Origin of the sequence: Microbacterium martis (genome assembly GCF_047246685.1) — a bacterium.
GTDB lineage: Bacteria > Actinomycetota > Actinomycetes > Actinomycetales > Microbacteriaceae > Microbacterium.
In genome coordinates this window covers 125943-143539 of record NZ_JBFOKT010000003.1, presented here as the reverse complement: position 1 = coordinate 143539, position 17597 = coordinate 125943, and the positions used below count along the sequence as shown (strand labels likewise).

Genomic DNA, 17597 nt, shown 5'->3' with positions numbered 1-17597 from the left:
CGACCTCGATCTCCGCACACGCCGCGATGCGGCATCCGGGGTCGGCATGCGTCGCGCGGTCAGCGGTGCGCGGGCGCGGTCAGCGGGTCGCGGGCCACCCGTCGGGCCCCGACGATCCGGCGGCGTACTCCTCGAGCGGCACCCGCCCCTCGCGCCAGGCGCGGAGGATGGGATCGACGATGCGCCAGCACTGCTCGGCCGCGTCGCCGCGGACGGCGAGGAGGGGATCGCCGTCGAGGATCCCCGACAGGACCTCGGCGTAGGCCTTGAGCGCGCCCTCGCCCAGTTCGGCCGACAACGTCGCCCGTTCCAGCTCGAACGGGTCTTCCGCGGCGTTGAGGTTCAGTTCCAGCGAGATGCGGTCGGGGCCGAGCGAGAAGCGGAGGATCGCGCCGTCCGACGTGCCCGAGAGCCCGTCGGGCACGTGCCGCACGCGGCGGAAGCGCACGACGATCTCGGTCGCCGGCTCGCCGAGCGCCTTCCCCGAGCGGAGACGGAACGGCACCCCCGCCCATTTCGCGTTGCGCACCTCGAACGTCGCCTCGGCGAGGGTCTCGGTGTCGCGCGCCGGGTCGACGCCCGGCTCGTCGACGTACGACGGCTTCTGCACGCCGGCGACGCTGCCCGCCGTGTAGCGCGCCCGACGGGACCAGGCGACCGGGTCGTCGTTCCACACCCTCGTCGCGCGGAGCACCGCCCCCGTCGCCGCACGGAAGTCGACCTCGTCGAGCGTCGCCGGCTCGTCCATCGCCAGCACGGCCAGCACCTGCAGCAGATGGCTCTGGATCATGTCGACCAGGGCGCCTGCCCGGTCGTAGTACCCCGCGCGCCCTTCGAGCGCGAGCTTCTCGTCGTAGACGATGTCGACCGACTCGATGCTCTCGGCCGACCAGAGGGGTTCGAGGATGCGGTTGGCGAACCGTGCGCCGAGCAGGTTGAGGGTCGTCGAGCGGCCGAGGAAGTGATCGACGCGGAACACCTGGCTCTCGGGCACGAGCGCGGTCAGCGTGCGGTTGAGCGCGCGGGCGCTCGCCTCGTCGACGCCGAACGGCTTCTCCATCACCAGCACGGTGCCGGCGGGCAGCATGTCGGGCGTCATGGCGTCGATCGCCGCGGCCGCGACCGACGGAGGGACCGCGAAGTACACGGCCACCCGACCCGAGAGGTCGTGCAGCAGCGCGCGCAGGTCGTCCGCCCGGGTGATGTCGGTGCGACGGAACACCACCTCGACCCGGGATGCCGCCTGCTCCGCGCCCATGGTCGCGAAGGCCGTCCGGACGATGGTCTCGAGGGCGGCGTCGGTGGACTCCTCCCGATCGGCGCCGACGATGTGCACGGCGCGCTCCGGCTCGCGCATCAACAGCTGCCCCAGAGCGGGCAGCAGCAGGCGGGAGGCGAGGTCGCCACCGGCCCCGAAGATCACAAGCGTCGTCGCATCGGTCATGGTCCCACCGTAATCGCCGACCGCTCCCGCCGACATGCCAGACTCGGGACATGCCCGCGCCGATCGAGGACTACGCCCTGCTCAGCGACTGCCGCACCGGCGCCCTGGTCTCGCGCGACGGGAGCATCGACTGGCTCTGCCTGCCCCGGTTCGACTCCCCGTCGCTCTTCGGGGCGCTGCTGGGGGAGCAGGAGCACGGATGCTGGAGCCTGCGGCCCGCCGACGACGCGGCGACGTCGCAGCGGCACTACGTCTCCGACACGTTCATCCTCGTGACCCGGTGGGAGACGTCCGAGGGCGTCGCCGAGGTGCACGAGCTCCTGCCCCTGCATCCGTCGCGCACCGACGTGGTGCGCCGGATCGTCGGCATCTCGGGGCGGGTCGAGTTCGTCACCGAGCTGCGTCTGCACTTCGACTACGCGCGCCGGCTGCCGTGGGTGCGCCAGGTCGGCACGGCCTCGGAGCCGGCGCTGCTCGCCATCGCCGGTCCCGAGGCGGTGATCGTGCGCGGCGTCCGGCTCGTCGCCCGCGACCATCGCCATCGCGGTGCCGTCGCCGTGAGCGCAGGCGAGCTCCGTGACCTGGTGCTGAGCTGGTTCCCGTCGCATGAGCATCCGCGCAGACCTCTCGACGTCGACGAGTCCCTCGCGTCGACGCGGTCGTGGTGGCAGGAGTGGGCGGCCGGCACTCGGCACGAGGGTCCGCACCGCGACGAGGTCGTCCGGTCGCTGCTCGTGCTCCGGGCGCTGACCAACCGCGACACCGGGGGCATCGTGGCCGCGGCGACGACGTCGCTTCCCGAGCAGTTCGGTGGATCGCGCAACTGGGACTACCGGTTCGTGTGGCTGCGCGACGCCGCGCTGACGCTCGAGGCCCTCATCGCGCACGGCTTCCTCGACGAGGCGCACCACTGGCGGCGCTGGCTGCTCCGCGCGGTCGCCGGCGAGCCCAGCGAGGTGCAGATCATGTACGGCATCGCGGGCGAGCGCGACCTCCCCGAGCGCGAGATGCCGAGCCTGCCCGGCTACGAGGGGTCGGCGCCCGTGCGCATCGGCAACGGCGCCGTCGACCAGTACCAGGGCGACGTCATCGGCGAGGTGATGGTGGCGCTCGAGGCGGCCCGTATGGCGGGCCTCGAGGAGGGCGACTTCTCGTGGCCGCTGCAGCGCGCTCTCATCGATGAGGTGGTCGGGTCGCTCGACCGGCCCGACAACGGCATCTGGGAAATCCGTGGCGAGCCGCGCTGGTTCACCCATTCGCGCGTGATGATGTGGGCCGCGGTGGACAGAGGGGTGCGAGCCGTGCGCGAGCACGGCCTGACCGGCGACGCCGAGCGCTGGGAGCGGACCCGCGACGACCTGCGGCGCGAGATCGACGAGCGCGGCGTCCACGCCGACGGGTACTTCGTCCAGCATTACGGCTCGGACGAGGTGGACGCCTCGCTGCTCGTCCTTCCCCAGGTCGGGTACTGCGCACCCGACGATCCGCGGATGCTGCGCACGGTGACGCAGATCGAGCGCACGCTCATCAGCGACGGCTTCGTGCTGCGGTACCGCACCGAGACCGGGATCGACGGGCTCGCCGGAGGGGAGCATCCGTTCCTCGCCTGCAGCTTCTGGCTCGTCGAGCAGTACGCCGCCACCGGTCGAACCGCCGACGCCCGCGAGCTCATGGCGCGTCTGACGGCGCTGGCGAACGACCTGGGCCTGCTGTCGGAGGAGTATGACGTCGCCGGCCGGCGCCAGGTGGGCAACACCCCGCAGGCGCTGTCACACCTGAGTCTGATCCGGGCGGCGGATGCGCTCGGCGGTCATCGGGGGCGGGCCGCCGACCGGTGCTGAGGTCGCGGCGGGCGCGGTCGCGCCCGCGATTTGGGCGACGACGGGTCGGTGGGGTACTCTGGGACCAACCGAAGACCGCTGGTCATCGTCGTGCGCGTGAGCGCGAGACGATCGAAGCTCTGCGAAGCAGGGTCCCGCGCAGGTGTCACGAACTTCTCCGAGCTCCGTGCGCTTGCGCCGGAGCTCTTCTCTTTCTCGCCGGCGGTCCAGGCCGGCGCCCCACCACCGTGCGGCGCCTCGTACACACCAAGGAGTGACCATGGCGCAGAAGGATGCATCGGTCGCCGAGCTCACGAAGTCATTCGAGAACTCGAACGCCGTCCTGCTGACCGAGTACCGCGGTCTGACGGTTGCTCAGCTCAAGGAGCTGCGCAACAGCATCCGTCAGGACGCCGAGTACGCCGTGGTGAAGAACACGCTGACCAAGATCGCCGCCAACAAGGCCGGCATCACCGCGCTGGACGATGACCTCAAGGGTCCGTCGGCCGTCGCGTTCGTGCACGGCGACTTCGTCGCCACCGCCAAGGCTCTGCGTGACTTCGCCAAGGCCAACCCGCTTCTCGTGATCAAGGCCGGCGTCTTCGAGGGCAACGCCCTCTCCGCCGACGAGGTCAACAAGTACGCCTCGCTCGAGAGCCGTGAGGTTCTGCTGGCGAAGGCTGCGGGCATGATGAAGGCGACGATGGGCAAGGCTGCCGCCACCATCGACGCGCTTCGCGAAAAGCTGGAGACCGCCGAGGCCGCGTGAGCGACCGGCGATCTCGTCACACAAACCCCATCTATTAGGAGAATCATCATGGCGAAGCTTTCCACCGAGGAGCTGCTGGAGCAGTTCGCTGGCCTGACCCTCGTCGAGCTCAACGACTTCGTGAAGGCGTTCGAGGAGAAGTTCGAGGTCACCGCTGCTGCACCCGTCGCCGTTGCCGGCGCTGCGGGCGCGGGTGGCGAGGCCGCGGCCGAGGAGGAGAAGGACTCGTTCGACGTCATCCTCGAGGCTGCCGGCGACAAGAAGATCCAGGTCATCAAGACGGTCCGCGAGCTCACCTCGCTGGGCCTCGGCGAGGCCAAGGCCGTCGTCGACGGTGCCCCCAAGGCCGTGCTCGAGGGCGCGAACAAGGAGACCGCCGACAAGGCGAAGGCTGCTCTGGAAGAGGCCGGCGCGACCGTCACCCTCAAGTAATTCCAGCGCTCCGCGCTTCTGCGAAGGCCCCGGGTCCGCCCGGGGCCTTCGTGCGTCTCGGCCCGGGTCAGCGCGGAGCGGCCGTGGAGTTGCGCACCACCAGGGCGGATGCCGCCACGACGTGCTGCAGCGGGTCGTCGGGATGGCGCATGCGTTCGGCGAGCAGGCGGACCGCATCATGCCCCTGCTCGCGCGGGGACTGCCCGATCGTGGTGAGCGAGAACATCTCGGCGTGCTCGTGGTCGTCGATGCCGACGATGCTGAGCTCGGTCGGGACCGCGATCCCGAGTCGGCGCGCGGCGATCACCGCTCCGATCGCGGCCTCGTCGCACACTCCGACGATCGCCGTGGGGCGGTGCCGGCGATCGCCCAGCAGCCCGGCCGCTGCGGCATAGCCGCCCGTCATCGTCGGGGCGGCACCCACGACCCGGGTGCTTCCCGCGAGGCCCGCCGCCTGGAGCGCATCGCGATACCCCTCGAGTCGGCGCGCATCGCCGAGGCTGGTCTCGGCGGCATCCGTCGCGCCGCCCACGAAGGCGATGGCCGTGTGACCGAGCTCGATGAGATGCTCGGTGGCGATGCGCGCCGCCGCGGTGTCGTCGATCGAGACCGCGCTCGATCCCTCGTCGTACGGCCCGACGCTCACCAGCGGGCGCCCCGTGCGCTGCAGTCGCTCGAGCTCGTGTGCGCTGGGCTGGATGTCGACGGCGATGATGCCGTCGAACCGACGCCGTGGCAGCACGTGCTCGAACAGCCGCTCCCTGGTCGCGGAGCCCTCGGGCACGCCGTAGAGGGAGAGGTCGTACTCGAGCGCGAACAGCGCCTCCTGGATGCCGGCGAGGAGTTCGGCGAAGAACCAGCGATCGACGGGCGGCATCACCACGCCGACCGTCTGCGTACGGCCGGTGGCCAGGCTCGTCGCCGACGAGTGGGCGACGTAGGCGAGCTCGCGGGCGGCGTCGGCCACACGGCGACGGGTGTCGTCGGAGACGTAGCCGTGGCCGGTGAGCGCGCGACTGGCCGTGGCCTTGGACACGCCGGCACGCGCGGCGACGTCCGCGATCGTGCTCATCGGTCCTCCTCGACCCGTCGCGCGAGGCGCGAGCGGCTGCGCGGTCGGCGCGCGCCGGGTCACAGCGTAGTGCGTCCGATCGGAAAAGGGAACCGGTTCCACACGACGTCATCGGGAGCGCTCCCATGACACGCCGGCGAAGGTTGTGAAAGGTTGCGAGCTTGTGACCGTTTGCGGTTGTGCGGCGGAGCGGAAGGCCAGTAGGTTGGCCTGGAATCGGTTCCCGAACGACGCCGGGGGTGGCGTCGGCTGAGGGGGGAACCGCGTACTCGAAGAGGAGAATTCACATGGGTCTGTCACAGCGTTCCCGGCGGCTGGTGCCGCTCGCCCTAGTGGGGGTCGCGGGTGTCGCGCTCGCCGGATGCGGGGCTCCGGGTGGGGCTCCCTCGGGCGGCGGTGGCGGCGGAGGCGGAGACAACACCGTCACCATCTACGGCACGATCGTGGAAGGCGAGGCCGAACTCCTCGCGGAGTCCTGGGCGGACTTCGAGAAGGAGAACGACATCACCATCAAGTACGAGGGCAGCCAGGACTTCGAGACGCAGCTCGGCACGCGCGCCCAGGGCGGCAACCCGCCCGACATCGCGATCTTCCCGCAGCCAGGTCTGTTCGCCGACTACGCCTCTCGCGATCTGCTGAAGCCGGCTCCCGAGGCGGTCAAGAAGAACGCCGAGGAGTACTGGACGCAGGGCTGGGTCGACTTCGGCACGTACGACGGCACGTTCTACGGCGCGCCGCTGATGGCGAGCGTCAAGGGCTGGATCTGGTACTCGCCGACGAAGTTCGCCGAGTGGGGCGTCGAGGAGCCGACCACGTGGGACGAACTGCTCACCCTCACGCAGACGATTCAGGAGAAGAGCGGCGCCGCCCCGTGGTGCGCCGGCTTCGAGTCCGGCGTCGCCACCGGCTGGCCCGGCACCGACTGGATCGAGGATCTCGTGCTGCGCAACTCCGGCCCGGATGTCTACGACCAGTGGGTGAAGAACGAGATCCCGTTCACCGATCCCCAGATCAAGGAGGCGTTCGACGCGACCGGTGAGATCCTGCTCAACCCGGCCTACGTCAACGCCGGCTTCGGTGACGTGCGTTCGATCAACTCCACGGCGTTCGGCGACGTGGCCGCCAAGGTCGCCAGCGGCGAGTGCGCGCTGACCCACCAGGCGTCGTTCCTGTCGGGCTTCTACCCGGAAGGCACGAACTTCGCCGAGGACGGTGACGTCTGGGCGTTCCTGACGCCGAGCAAGAGCGCGGATGAGACCCTCATCACCGGTGGCGGCGAGATCGTCGGCGCGTTCAGCGACTCGGAGGCGACGCAGAAGGTGCTGGAGTACCTGTCGAGCCCGGAGTGGGCGAACAGCCGCCTCGCCCTCGGTGGCGTCACCTCGGCGAACAAGGGCCTCGACCTCGAGGTGGTCACGGACCCGATCCTGCAGGAATCGATCAAGCTGCTGCAGGACGACGAGATCACCTTCCGCTTCGACGGCTCCGACCAGATGCCCGGCGCGGTCGGCTCGGGCACGTTCTGGAAGGGCATGGTCGCCTGGATCAACGGGACCCCGACCGAAGAGGTCCTGACGCAGATCCAGACCGGCTGGCCCTCCAGCTGATCCGATGAGGAGGGCCGCCCCCGTGAGGGCGGCCCTCCTTCTCACACCCGGCCCGCGCATCGTCGCGCGGGCTGACGATCAGCTCCGTCTCATGAAGGGGAATCCGTGAACGCGACTGTGTTCTTCCAATGGATCGGGGCGCTGCCGCCGATCCTCCAGGCCGTCGCCGTGGTCATCGCATTCGCGGTGGTCGTGGTGGTGATCCTGCTTCTCGTCGACATCGCGCCTCGCCGCGGCGCCGTCTACACCGGCATCCGTCTCGCGATGTGCCTCCTCATCCCGCTCGCGGTGATGTGGTTCTTCAACTCCTACTACTGGGCCATGGGAGTCGCGGTCGCCGTCGGCGCCCTGTTCTTCTTCCTCGACTACCGATCCCGCGACGGTGCGGGGTACCTCATCCAGCTCGTCGCCTTCATGGCTCCCGCGATGCTCCTGCTGCTGGCGGGTCTGATCCTGCCGTCGATCCAGACGGTGTACGCGTCGTTCTGGAACTCGACGGGCAGCGACTTCGTCGGCTTCTCGAACTACCTCTGGATCTTCACCCAGTCCGACGGCGTCACATCCGTCATCAACACGATCGTGTGGGTGCTGCTCGTGCCGACGCTGTCGACGATCGTCGGTCTCGCCTACGCCGTGTTCATCGACCGGACGCGCGGTGAGAAGGTCTACAAGCTCCTCGTCTTCATGCCGATGGCCATCTCGTTCGTGGGCGCCAGCATCATCTGGCGGTTCGTCTACGCCTACCGCGGCCCCGAGTTCGAGCAGATCGGTCTGCTGAACCAGCTCCTGGTGTGGCTCGGCGGCCAGCCGCAGCAGTTCCTGCTCAACGGCCCGTGGAACAACCTCGCCCTCATCGTGGTGCTGATCTGGGTGCAGACCGGTTTCGCGATGGTCGTGCTCTCGGCGTCGATCAAGGGCGTCCCGGCCGAGCTCCTCGAGGCGGCCGAGCTCGACGGCGCCAACGCCTGGGAGCGATTCCGTTCGGTGACGGTGCCGTCGATCCGTCCGGCGCTCATCGTCGTGCTGACCACGATCTCGATCGCCTCGCTGAAGGTCTTCGACATCGTGCGCACGATGACCGGCGGAAACTACGGAACCTCGGTGCTGGCGAATGAGATGTACACCCAGTTCTCGAAGTTCGAGGCGGGACGCAGCGCTGCGCTCTCCGTCATCCTGTTCATCCTGGTGCTGCCGATCGTGATCTACAACGCGCGCCAGATCAAGAAGCAGCGGGAGATCCGATGACCACGTCGACAGGCCCAGGGACGCAGGAGATGTCGTCCGACACCGCGGTCAGCACGAAGTCGCTGACGACCGCCGGCCGCTTCGAGGCGTCCGCCGGACGAACACGCAGGCGCCTCAGCCGCCCGTGGGCGACGGTCGCCTCGATCGTCATCGCCGTGCTGTGGACGATTCCGACGCTGGGGCTCTTCCTGTCGTCGTTCCGCGAGCGGGATGCGATCGAGACCAGCGGCTGGTGGACCATCTTCACCAACCCGCAGTTCACGCTCGACAACTACGCGGCGGTCCTCCAGTCGGGCACCACGCAGCTGACGATCGCCGAGTCGTTCTTCAACTCGATCGTGATCACGATCCCGGCCACGATCATCCCCCTGATGATCGCGGCGATGGCGGCGTACGCGTTCGCCTGGATCGACTTCAAGGGGCGCAACGCGCTGTTCATCTTCGTGTTCGCGCTGCAGATCGTCCCGATCCAGATGGCGCTGGTGCCCCTGCTGTCGTCGTTCTCGCGCGGCATCAACCTCTTCGGCGTGCAGGTCACGCTGGGGCTCGACGTGGCGGGCGGATATGCGCAGGTCTGGATCGCGCACACGATGTTCGCCCTGCCCCTGGCGATCTACCTGCTGCACAACTTCATGTCGGAGATCCCGGGGGAGATCATCGAGGCCGCGCGCGTCGACGGCGCCTCGCGGGGGCAGATCTTCTTCCGCGTGGTGCTGCCGCTGACGATGCCGGCGATCGCCTCGGTGGCGATCTTCCAGTTCCTGTGGGTGTGGAACGACCTGCTCGTCGCCCTCGTGTTCGCCGACGGCGCCGCATCGCCGATCACCAAGGTGCTCGCCGAGATCACCGGTCGCGGCGAGGGCTGGTACCTCCTCACCGCCGGAGCGTTCGTGTCGATCATCGTGCCGCTGATCGTCTTCTTCGCCCTGCAGCGGTACTTCGTGCGCGGCCTGCTGGCGGGGTCGACGAAGGGCTGACCCTTCGACGGGCTCAGGACCCGACATGGGTCGCTGAGCCCGTCGAAGCGCCGGCTGGGTCGCTGAGCCTGTCGAAGCGCCGGCTGGGTCGCTGAGCCTGTCGAAGCGCCGGCTGGGTCGCTGAGCCCGTCGAAGCGCCGGCTGCAACATGACCCCGGTCGCGGCATCCGCGCGTCTACCCTGAAGTCATGAAGTATGCGGACTCGATCGTCGACCTCGTCGGCGACACGCCCCTCGTGAAGCTGACGCACGTGACCGAGGGTGTCGAGTGCACGGTCCTGGTGAAGCTCGAGTACCTGAACCCCGGCGGTTCCGCGAAGGATCGCATCGCGGCGCGCATCATCGATGCCGCCGAGGCCGCGGGGGATCTGAAGCCCGGCGGCACGATCGTCGAGCCGACGAGCGGCAACACCGGGGTGGGGCTCGCGCTGGTGGCGCAGCAGCGCGGCTACGACTGCGTCTTCGTGGTGCCGGACAAGGTCGGCGAGGACAAGATCGACGTTCTCCGCGCGTACGGTGCCGAGGTGGTCGTGACACCGACCTCGGTCGCGCCCGACAGCCCGGAGTCGTACTACAGCGTGAGCGACCGTCTGACCCGCGAGATCCCGGGAGCGTTCAAGCCGAACCAGTACGAGAACCCGAACGGCCCGCGGAGTCACTACGAGACGACCGGTCCCGAGATCTGGCGTGACACCGACGGGCGGGTGACGCACTTCGTCGCCGGGGTGGGCACGGGCGGCACGATCACGGGAACCGGCCGGTACCTGCGCGAGGTGTCGGACGACCGGGTGCGCATCGTCGGCGTCGACCCCGAGGGCAGCGTGTACAGCGGCGGGACCGGCCGCCCGTATCTGGTCGAGGGTGTCGGGGAGGACATCTGGCCGGGCGCGTACGACCCGTCGGTGCCGCACGAGATCGTCGCCGTGAGCGATGCCGACGCGTTCGCCATGACGCGCCGGCTGGCGCGCGAAGAGGGGATCCTCGTCGGCGGCTCGAGCGGGATGGCCGTGGTCGGAGCGCTGCGGGTGGCCCGAGAGCTCCCCGCCGATGCCGTGATGGTGGTGCTTCTGCCCGACGGCGGCCGCGGCTACCTGGGCAAGATCTTCAACGACGGGTGGATGCGCTCCTACGGCTTCACCGATGTGGGGGAGGGCGAGACGGTAGCCGACGTCCTCGCCGCGCGCGCCCGCCGCCACGCGCAGGCGCCGGGTTCGGGCATCCCCGATCTCGTGCACGCGCACCCGACCGACACCGTGCTCGAGGCGATCGGACTGATGACCGAGTACGGCGTCTCGCAGCTCGTGGTTCTCAGCGCCGAGCCGCCCGTCATGATGGGCGAGGTCGTCGGCACGGTCGACGAGAAGGGTCTGCTCGACCTGCTCTTCCGCGGCGAGGCGAATCCGACGGATGCGGTGGGTGCGCATGTCGGGCGCCGGCTGCCGCTCATCGGCATCCACACGTCGGTCGCCGAGACGCGTGCGGCGCTCGCCGACGCCGATGCCCTCCTCGTGACGGAGGACGGCAAGCCCCACACGGTGCTCACGCGACAGGACCTGCTGTCGTACCTGTCGCGCTGACGCGCGACGTAACAGGGCCGGATGCCGTCTGCGACGCGGTCGTAGGCTGAAGACATGTCCGAGCACGCCTTCGCCACCCGAGCCATCCACGCGGGCCAGGCGCCCGATCCGATCACCGGCGCGATCATCCCGCCGATCTACCAGGCCTCCACGCACGTGCAGGACGGCATCGGCGGCTTCCGCGAGGGCTACGAGTACAACCGCGCGGGCAACCCCACGCGCTCGTCGCTCGAGACCCAGCTCGCCGCACTCGAGGGCGGCGTGCGAGCGCTCTCGTTCGCGTCCGGCCTCGCCGCCGAAGACGCGCTGCTGCGCAGCATCCTGAAGCCCGGCGATCACGTGCTGCTCGGCAACGACGTCTACGGCGGCACCTACCGTCTGCTCACCCGGGTTCTCGCGCCCTGGGGCATCGAGACGACGACCGTCGAACTCGCCGACGCCGACGCGATCCGCGCGGCGCTCCGCCCGGAGACCCGGATCGTCTGGCTCGAGACGCCGAGCAACCCGCTGCTGAAGATCGTCGACATCGCGCAGATCGCCGAGATCGCGCATGCCGCCGGGGCGGTGCTGGTCGTCGACAACACCTTCGCCTCGCCGGCGCTGCAGCAGCCGCTCGCGCTCGGCGCCGACGTGGTGGTGCACTCCACCACCAAGTACCTCGGCGGGCACTCGGACGTGCTCGGTGGCGCGGTGGTGTTCGGCGACGACCGCTTCGTCGAGCAGGTCTCGTTCGCGCAGTTCGCCGTCGGTGCGGTGTCGGCGCCGTTCGACGCATGGCTGACGACCCGCGGGATCAAGACGCTCGCAGTGCGCATGCGTCAGCACTCCGCGAACGCGCAGGCGATCGCCGAGTGGGCCGACGCCCGGCCGGAGTTCGAGCGCGTGTTCCATCCCGGACTCCCCTCCCACCCCGGTCACGACGTCGCCGCGCGGCAGATGAGCGGCTTCGGCGGGATGCTGTCGCTCGCTCTGGCCGGCGGGGCCGAGGCGGCGCGCGCCTTCGCCGAGAGCACCTCGCTGTTCCAGCTCGCCGAGTCGCTCGGAGGTGTCGAGTCGCTCATCGGGTATCCGCCCGACATGACTCACGCCTCGGTGCGCGGCACGGCTCTCGCGGTTCCCGAGAACGTGGTGCGGCTGTCGGTCGGCATCGAAGACGTCGGAGACCTGATCGCCGACCTCGAGCAGGGTCTCGACCGCATCTGACCCCGGCCGGGTCGGGGGTCCGGCCCTCCGGCGTGGCCGCACCGAATTCCGGATGCCGCCCCGCGCGACCGGCGTGTCGCCCTGCGCCGCTGGGTCGACACGCCGGGCCGGCGCCTCCGCATCCGGAATTCGGGACAGGGGACGGATGCCGGAGAGCGGGTAACATGGAGCCTTCCCCCCTTGATCACGGAAGGACCGTCGTGCCCGACGCTCCCCGCACAGACACCATCCCGACGACCCCTCAGCCCGAGCGCACGCCCACCGGCAGCATCCGCACCGCCACCGGCAGCATCCGCACCCTCACCGGCAGCATCCGCAGCTCGAGCCCGACCGGTGCCATCCGCACTCTCGGCAGCAACCCGGCGACCGCGCCCATCATGCTGCATCCGGGCGATGCGATCCCGCTCGGCCGCCGCACGCTCTACATCATCCTGCTCGGTGCGCTCACCGCGCTGGGGCCCTTCACCATCGACCTGTACCTCCCCGCGTTCCCCGTGCTCGAGGAAGATTTCCAGACGACGGCGGCGGCGATCCAGCTCACGCTCACCGGCACGATGATCGGGTTCGCCCTCGGTCAGCTCGTCGTCGGTCCGCTGAGCGACAAGGTCGGCCGTCGTGTTCCGCTGATCGCCGTGACCGCCCTGCACGTGCTGGCCAGCGTCGCGGCAGCGGTCGCGCCCGAGCTGGGTCTCCTCGGTGCGGCGCGGGTGCTCATGGGAGTCGGGGCCGCAGCCGGAGGCGTCGTGGCGATGGCGATCGTGCGCGACCTGTTCGGCGGCCGGCGTCTCGTGGTGATGCTGTCGCGCCTCGCCCTCGTATCGGGGGTCGCCCCGGTGGTCGCCCCGCTCATCGGGTCGTGGATGCTGACGCTCATGCCCTGGCGCGGCATCTTCGTGGCGCTGGCGATCTACGGCGTCGTCATGCTGCTCTCCGCGATCGTCTTCATCCCCGAGACGCTTCCCGTGGCGCGTCGTCAGAGCCGGGGAGGGGCGACCATGCTGCAGCGCTACCGATCGGTGCTCTCCGACCGCGTCTTCATCGGCGTGCTGATCATCGGGGGCATGACCTTCTCCGGACTGTTCTCGTACCTGTCCGCATCGCCGTTCCTCTTCCAGGAGACGCACGGTCTCGACGCGCAGCAGTACGGCCTCCTGTTCGCCGTGAACTCGCTCGGTGTCGTCACCGGTGTGCAGGCCGCCTCGCGGCTCGCCGCGCGTTTCGGGCCGCAGTGGGTGATGGCGTTCTCGACCGCCGTGCTCCTCATCGCCGGCATCGCCATCATCGTCACCGATCAGCTCGGCCTCGGGCTGTGGGGAACGGTCATCCCGCTGTTCGTCTTCATGACGGCCTGCGGCTTCACCATGCCCAACGTGCAGGTGCTGGCGCTCGACCGGCACGGCAAGGCGGCGGGCACGGCCGCGTCGATCATCGGCGCCGCGAACTTCGGCGTCGCCGGGCTCGTCTCGCCGGTGGTCGGCTGGATCTCGAAGGATGCCGGCATCACCGCGACCACCATGGCCTCGGTGATGGTCGGCTGCGCGGCCGTCGGCATCCTCTCGCTCTGGCTCATCGTCAGGCCCCGCACCGTGGGCATGCTCGCTCCCTGACGGGTCGGGATCCGACAGAATGAGACGATGAACAGGCGCATGCTGCTGTGGTGGGGCCTCGGCTGTCTCGCCGTCGCGACGGCCATCGGGGCGGTCGTCGTCTTCGGGCACACCGAGACGCCGGGCTTCGACAGCTGGTGGAACGAGTTGATCGCCGGCATCCGCGGCGACTGGATGTATGCCTTCGCGCTCGGGCTGAACTGGATCGGTGGCGGATGGGTCGCGACCTTCGCTGTGCCCCTGCTCGCGATCCTGGCCCTGGTGATCGCCCGCCGGTGGCGCGGGGCCGTCTTCGCCGCCGCCTGCTTCGCCCTGAGCGCGGGCGCGGTGCAGCTGCTCAAGCAGCTCTTCGGCCGGGCGCGGCCCGACGACATGCTCGTCGTCAGCGACTACGGCTCGTTCCCCTCGGGCCACACGGCCAACGCGGCGACCATCGCCCTGGTGCTCTGGGTGCTCGTCCCGAAGGTGTGGACCGCGATCATCGGGGCGCTGTGGGTGGTCGCGATGGCGCTGTCGCGCACCTTCCTCTCGGTGCACTGGGCGAGTGACACCCTCGGTGGAGCGCTCGTCGGAGCCGGGGTCGTGCTCGTGCTCGCGGCCTGGCTGCTGCCGTGGGCGCAGCGCTCCCGGGTCGAGGCGGTCGAACGGTAGGCTGACGGGGCCCGACCCCGTTCCGAGGAGTGCCCGTGCCCCGCATCCGCCCGTATCGCCCCTCCGATCGCGCCGCCCTGTACGACGTGTGCGTGAAGACGGCGGATGCCGGTGGTGACGCGACCGGCGTGCTCTCGGACGACGAGCTGTGGGGCGACCTCTTCGCCGTGCCCTACGCCGAACGGCATCCCGACCTGGCGTGGGTCGTGGAAGCCGACGACGGCCGCACGATCGGCTACATCGTGGCCACCGACGACACCGATGCGTTCTACGGGTGGTTCCGCGACGAGTGGTGGCCGCCGCTCGCGGAGCGCCACCTCCGCGCGGAGAGCCCCTCGACGCGCGAGGAGCGGATGGTCGAGTACGGCTACGAGCGGCGGCCGGGCATCGAGCCGAATGCCTCGGCGTACCCCGCCCACCTGCACATCGACCTGCTCCCCGAGACCCAGGGGCTCGGCCTCGGCAGACAGCTGATGCAGACGCTGTTCGCCGAACTGACCCGCCGCGGGGTGAGCGGGCTGCACCTGGGCATCGACCCCCGCAACACCGGCGCCGCCGCGTTCTACGAGCGTCTCGGGATGGACCGCCTGCCGACCGCTCCGGGTGGTCACATGTACGGCGTGCGCTTCGGCGGCTGACGTCCGGACGGCGTGCCGGACGACGACGAAGGGCTCCGCATGCGCGGAGCCCTTCAGCCTGGCGGTGACGGCGGGATTCGAACCCGCGGTTGCTTGCACAACACACGCTTTCCAAGCGTGCTCCTTCGGCCGCTCGGACACGTCACCAGGAACAACCTGTCCATCCTATCCGATCGCCCGAGCGGCCACGGACGGCTGTGCCGCCGGGATCTCGTCGATGTCGAAGTAGACCGGGAGTCCGCGTTCCCGGGCGATGGCGACGTCGGTGTCGGCCCCGGTCGATTCGCCGGGCAGTCGCAGGACGGCGTCGCAGTGGTGCAGCAGTCGGGCCGCGGTCTCGTACATCACGTCGCCGTCGGCCGCCTCGGCCGGATCGAGGCCGCGGAGGGTGGGGAGTGCGACCCATTCGCCGATCATCGGGACGTGTCCGAGTCGGTGGAGCGGCGCGGCGGCGGACTCGAGGCGGGCGAGGTTGCGGGCGATCGCGTCGGGATCGCCCCCGGTACCGGAGCGATAGGGGCCGGCGATGAGGATGAGAAGTGGTCTCGTCATGCGGAACACTGTAGCGTTAAACGTGCAAGAACATGCAAGAACGAGAAGGAGTATGGATGCTGGGCGCTCAGCGCAAGGATCACCTGCGGACTCTCCTCGCGACAGAGGGGCGCGTCGTCGCCAAGGCGGTCGCCGCCGAGCTCGGAATCTCGGAGGACTCCGTGCGCCGCGACCTCCGCGAACTCGCCGAGGCGGGAGAGTGCATCCGCGTCTACGGCGGGGCGCTGCCCGTGCCGGCCGCCGATGCGCCGGTCGCTCAGCGGCGGGCGGTCGCGACCGAGAGCAAGCAGAGGGTCGCACGCGCGGCCATCGCCCTCATCCGGCCCGGGTCGACCGTGATCCTCGACGGCGGCACCACCGCGCTCGCGATGGCGCGGATGCTGCCGCACGACGCCGAGCTCACCGTGATCACCCCGAGTCCCGCCGTCGCGCTCGCCGCGCTCGAGGGCTCTCCGGCCAGGGTCGTCATGGTCGGCGGCGAGCTGACGCGGCACTCCGCCGTCACGGGCGGCGCACTGGCGCAGGAGGCGGTGTCGCGCCTCTCGGCCGACGTCTTCTTCCTCGGCGTGACCGGCATCGATCGCGACCACGGCCTCACCACCGGGCGGCTCGACGATGCGGTCACCAAGCGGGCGCTGGCGGCGCGGAGCGCCGACGTCTTCGTGCTGGGCAGCTCCGAGAAGATCGGGGCCGTCTCGCGGTTCCCCGTGCTGCGGCTCGACGAGGTCTCCGGCGTGGTCGTCGATCCGGAGGACCGGAGCCCGTCGGCGCTGGAATATTGCGAACCATCTCCCGGCGGTCCTATCCTCGAATGACGACAGAGGCCACTCGAGCGGAGACAGCCGCACGGAATCCGGTTGGCCGCCGATCGCTCTGCGGGGGGACCAAGGGTGGAATCGACGATCGCGACGCGGAGCACCCGCCGTGCATCGACGGCGTTCGAGCAGTATGCGAGCGGATGCCGGGCGCTGGTCGCCGGCGTCGTCTTCTTCCTCGAATCGGCCGAGCACCTCGCGCCGCTGCTCGAGATCACCACGCGCGGCGACTTCGTCATCGTGCCGAGCAGCGCGTCGGGCCGTGCCATGGCGGCGGCGACGGCGCGGGGCGTGTCCGCCATCCGCTACGACGGACGCTGGGTGGCCGCGGGCGACGAGCTGGTGCTCGACGGGCACCATCGGTACGAGCTGCAGGACTACCTGTCGGTGCCGTTCATCTCGATCGTGGGCCCGACCGTCGTGCGCCAGCGCTCCGCGCGCGGCATCGCCTCCTTCTTCCGCGACGCCGACGCCGCACGATACTCGGGTGCCTTCGTGGATCAGCTGCTGAGCAGTGCGGTGATGATCGAGTCGGCATCGTCGTTCCTGCATCCTTCCGCCGACGAGGGCGCCGTCGTCCGCGTGCACGTGTCGGCCGAGGGCGAGCTGCGCGACGGTCCGGACGGTGCGCTGTTCGGGCGCCTCGGCGACGCGCGAGACGACATCGTCGCGACCGCCGCCTCCCGATCCGGTCGCGGACGCGCGTTCGAACGGATCGTCGACGGTCCCGACGTCGATGCCGCCGCCGAGGCGCGCCCGTGGCTCGGTCGGTACCTGGCGGCGATCGAGCTGCTGCGGCGATGGGACGGCCCCGTCGGGACGACGGCGATCTCGGGCTTCGGCGGCCACCTCGTGCGCGCCCTGGACGACGGGGAGGAGGCCCCGTCGATCGTCGCCGCCTCGGCGCCGTTCCTCGTCGCCGGGCACGGCGACGAATACATCCTCGTCGATCCGTCGAGCAGGCACCGCTTCCGCGTGGAGAGGGATGCCGCACGCGCGGCCGAGTGCCTCATCGCGACCGGCGACGAGCGGGCCGCCGCAGCGCTCCTGGCTGCCGACGACGGACGATCCGCCCGAGGAGCGGCCCGTGTGGTGCGAGGCATCCGCGGACGCCTCCTCGAAGCGGGCGTCGACCTCACGGCCTTCCGACCGGGGACGGGTGAGCGGCCGGCGTCGACGTAGGATCGC

General features: G+C 70.2%; 16 protein-coding genes and 1 tRNA gene. 13 read left to right on the top strand and 4 right to left on the bottom strand.

Going from position 1 to position 17597, the window contains the following annotated elements; translation table 11 throughout:
• Window positions 1-79: 79 nt before the first annotated feature.
• Window positions 80-1444 (bottom strand): glucose-6-phosphate dehydrogenase, encoded by a 1365-nt coding sequence (locus AB3M90_RS14270; protein WP_412953071.1) that lies wholly within the window; start codon window positions 1442-1444, stop codon window positions 80-82.
• Between the two features lie 50 nt (window positions 1445-1494).
• Here AB3M90_RS14270 and AB3M90_RS14265 point away from each other — a divergent pair, with 50 nt between their 5' ends.
• The 3 genes from AB3M90_RS14265 (at window position 1495) to rplL (ending at window position 4465) form a co-directional block, all read left to right on the top strand.
• Window positions 1495-3285: a glycoside hydrolase family 15 protein gene (locus tag AB3M90_RS14265; protein WP_412953069.1), complete on the top strand. Its 1791-nt coding sequence runs from the start codon at window positions 1495-1497 to the stop codon at window positions 3283-3285.
• 259 nt (window positions 3286-3544) lie between these two features.
• Window positions 3545-4033 carry a 50S ribosomal protein L10 gene (rplJ, locus tag AB3M90_RS14260; protein ID WP_412953068.1) on the top strand — a complete coding sequence of 163 codons (489 nt, stop codon included), beginning with the start codon at window positions 3545-3547 and terminating at the stop codon, window positions 4031-4033.
• Window positions 4034-4081: 48 nt separating this feature from the next.
• The gene (gene rplL / locus AB3M90_RS14255; RefSeq protein WP_412953066.1) at window positions 4082-4465 is read left to right on the top strand and encodes a 50S ribosomal protein L7/L12; all 384 of its coding nucleotides are present in this window, start codon (window positions 4082-4084) and stop codon (window positions 4463-4465) included.
• Window positions 4466-4532: 67 nt separating this feature from the next.
• On the opposite strand, the gene AB3M90_RS14250 is transcribed toward rplL, so the two are convergent.
• Complete coding sequence (locus AB3M90_RS14250) at window positions 4533-5537, bottom strand: LacI family DNA-binding transcriptional regulator (protein WP_412953064.1); 1005 nt, start codon at window positions 5535-5537, stop codon at window positions 4533-4535.
• A 287-nt stretch (window positions 5538-5824) separates the two neighbouring features.
• Between AB3M90_RS14250 and AB3M90_RS14245 the strand changes: the two genes are divergently transcribed.
• The 8 genes from AB3M90_RS14245 to AB3M90_RS14210 all read left to right on the top strand — a co-directional run bounded on the left by AB3M90_RS14245 (window position 5825) and on the right by AB3M90_RS14210 (window position 15042).
• Window positions 5825-7144, top strand: coding sequence for an ABC transporter substrate-binding protein (locus tag AB3M90_RS14245; RefSeq protein ID WP_412953061.1), 1320 nt, complete (start codon window positions 5825-5827; stop codon window positions 7142-7144).
• Window positions 7145-7249: 105 nt separating this feature from the next.
• Window positions 7250-8389 (top strand): carbohydrate ABC transporter permease, encoded by a 1140-nt coding sequence (locus tag AB3M90_RS14240; RefSeq protein WP_412953058.1) that lies wholly within the window; start codon window positions 7250-7252, stop codon window positions 8387-8389.
• Window positions 8386-9366 (top strand): carbohydrate ABC transporter permease, encoded by a 981-nt coding sequence (locus tag AB3M90_RS14235; RefSeq protein ID WP_412953055.1) that lies wholly within the window; start codon window positions 8386-8388, stop codon window positions 9364-9366. The genes AB3M90_RS14240 and AB3M90_RS14235 overlap by 4 nt, the downstream gene beginning before the upstream one ends.
• A gap of 188 nt (window positions 9367-9554) precedes the next feature.
• Window positions 9555-10943, top strand: a complete 1389-nt coding sequence (locus AB3M90_RS14230) for a cystathionine beta-synthase (protein ID WP_412953053.1) — start codon at window positions 9555-9557, stop codon at window positions 10941-10943.
• A gap of 54 nt (window positions 10944-10997) precedes the next feature.
• Window positions 10998-12146, top strand: a complete 1149-nt coding sequence (locus AB3M90_RS14225) for a cystathionine gamma-synthase (RefSeq protein WP_412953051.1) — start codon at window positions 10998-11000, stop codon at window positions 12144-12146.
• A gap of 200 nt (window positions 12147-12346) precedes the next feature.
• The gene (locus AB3M90_RS14220) at window positions 12347-13753 is read left to right on the top strand and encodes a multidrug effflux MFS transporter (protein WP_412953048.1); all 1407 of its coding nucleotides are present in this window, start codon (window positions 12347-12349) and stop codon (window positions 13751-13753) included.
• Between the two features lie 27 nt (window positions 13754-13780).
• A complete protein-coding gene (locus tag AB3M90_RS14215; RefSeq protein ID WP_412953045.1) occupies window positions 13781-14404 on the top strand; it encodes a phosphatase PAP2 family protein in 624 nt (207 codons plus the stop codon).
• A 35-nt stretch (window positions 14405-14439) separates the two neighbouring features.
• Window positions 14440-15042: a GNAT family N-acetyltransferase gene (locus tag AB3M90_RS14210; protein ID WP_412953042.1), complete on the top strand. Its 603-nt coding sequence runs from the start codon at window positions 14440-14442 to the stop codon at window positions 15040-15042.
• A gap of 59 nt (window positions 15043-15101) precedes the next feature.
• Here AB3M90_RS14210 and AB3M90_RS14205 read toward each other — a convergent pair.
• Both AB3M90_RS14205 and AB3M90_RS14200 read right to left on the bottom strand, forming a co-directional pair.
• A tRNA-Ser gene (locus AB3M90_RS14205) sits at window positions 15102-15189 on the bottom strand.
• An 18-nt stretch (window positions 15190-15207) separates the two neighbouring features.
• Window positions 15208-15594, bottom strand: a complete 387-nt coding sequence (locus AB3M90_RS14200) for a DUF4406 domain-containing protein (protein WP_412953040.1) — start codon at window positions 15592-15594, stop codon at window positions 15208-15210.
• Window positions 15595-15650: 56 nt separating this feature from the next.
• On the opposite strand from AB3M90_RS14200, the gene AB3M90_RS14195 reads away from it, so the two are divergent.
• Together AB3M90_RS14195 and mpaB are read left to right on the top strand one after the other, a co-directional pair.
• Window positions 15651-16409: a DeoR/GlpR family DNA-binding transcription regulator gene (locus tag AB3M90_RS14195; protein ID WP_412953037.1), complete on the top strand. Its 759-nt coding sequence runs from the start codon at window positions 15651-15653 to the stop codon at window positions 16407-16409.
• A 75-nt stretch (window positions 16410-16484) separates the two neighbouring features.
• The gene (mpaB, locus tag AB3M90_RS14190) at window positions 16485-17591 is read left to right on the top strand and encodes a daptide biosynthesis RiPP recognition protein (RefSeq protein WP_412953036.1); all 1107 of its coding nucleotides are present in this window, start codon (window positions 16485-16487) and stop codon (window positions 17589-17591) included.
• Window positions 17592-17597: the final 6 nt, after the last annotated feature.

Bases quoted from the DNA above. Each gene is read 5' to 3' on its own strand.
- AB3M90_RS14230 (WP_412953053.1), top strand. From the start codon at position 9,555: ATGAAGTATGCGGACTCGATCGTCGACCTCGTCGGCGACACGCCCCTC.
- AB3M90_RS14250 (WP_412953064.1), bottom strand. From the start codon at position 5,537: ATGAGCACGATCGCGGACGTCGCCGCGCGTGCCGGCGTGTCCAAGGCC.
- rplJ (WP_412953068.1), top strand. From the start codon at position 3,545: ATGGCGCAGAAGGATGCATCGGTCGCCGAGCTCACGAAGTCATTCGAG.
- AB3M90_RS14235 (WP_412953055.1), top strand. From the start codon at position 8,386: ATGACCACGTCGACAGGCCCAGGGACGCAGGAGATGTCGTCCGACACC.
- AB3M90_RS14270 (WP_412953071.1), bottom strand. From the start codon at position 1,444: ATGACCGATGCGACGACGCTTGTGATCTTCGGGGCCGGTGGCGACCTC.
- AB3M90_RS14215 (WP_412953045.1), top strand. From the start codon at position 13,781: ATGAACAGGCGCATGCTGCTGTGGTGGGGCCTCGGCTGTCTCGCCGTC.
- AB3M90_RS14265 (WP_412953069.1), top strand. From the start codon at position 1,495: ATGCCCGCGCCGATCGAGGACTACGCCCTGCTCAGCGACTGCCGCACC.
- rplL (WP_412953066.1), top strand. From the start codon at position 4,082: ATGGCGAAGCTTTCCACCGAGGAGCTGCTGGAGCAGTTCGCTGGCCTG.
- AB3M90_RS14200 (WP_412953040.1), bottom strand. From the start codon at position 15,594: ATGACGAGACCACTTCTCATCCTCATCGCCGGCCCCTATCGCTCCGGT.
- AB3M90_RS14245 (WP_412953061.1), top strand. From the start codon at position 5,825: ATGGGTCTGTCACAGCGTTCCCGGCGGCTGGTGCCGCTCGCCCTAGTG.
- AB3M90_RS14225 (WP_412953051.1), top strand. From the start codon at position 10,998: ATGTCCGAGCACGCCTTCGCCACCCGAGCCATCCACGCGGGCCAGGCG.
- AB3M90_RS14195 (WP_412953037.1), top strand. From the start codon at position 15,651: ATGCTGGGCGCTCAGCGCAAGGATCACCTGCGGACTCTCCTCGCGACA.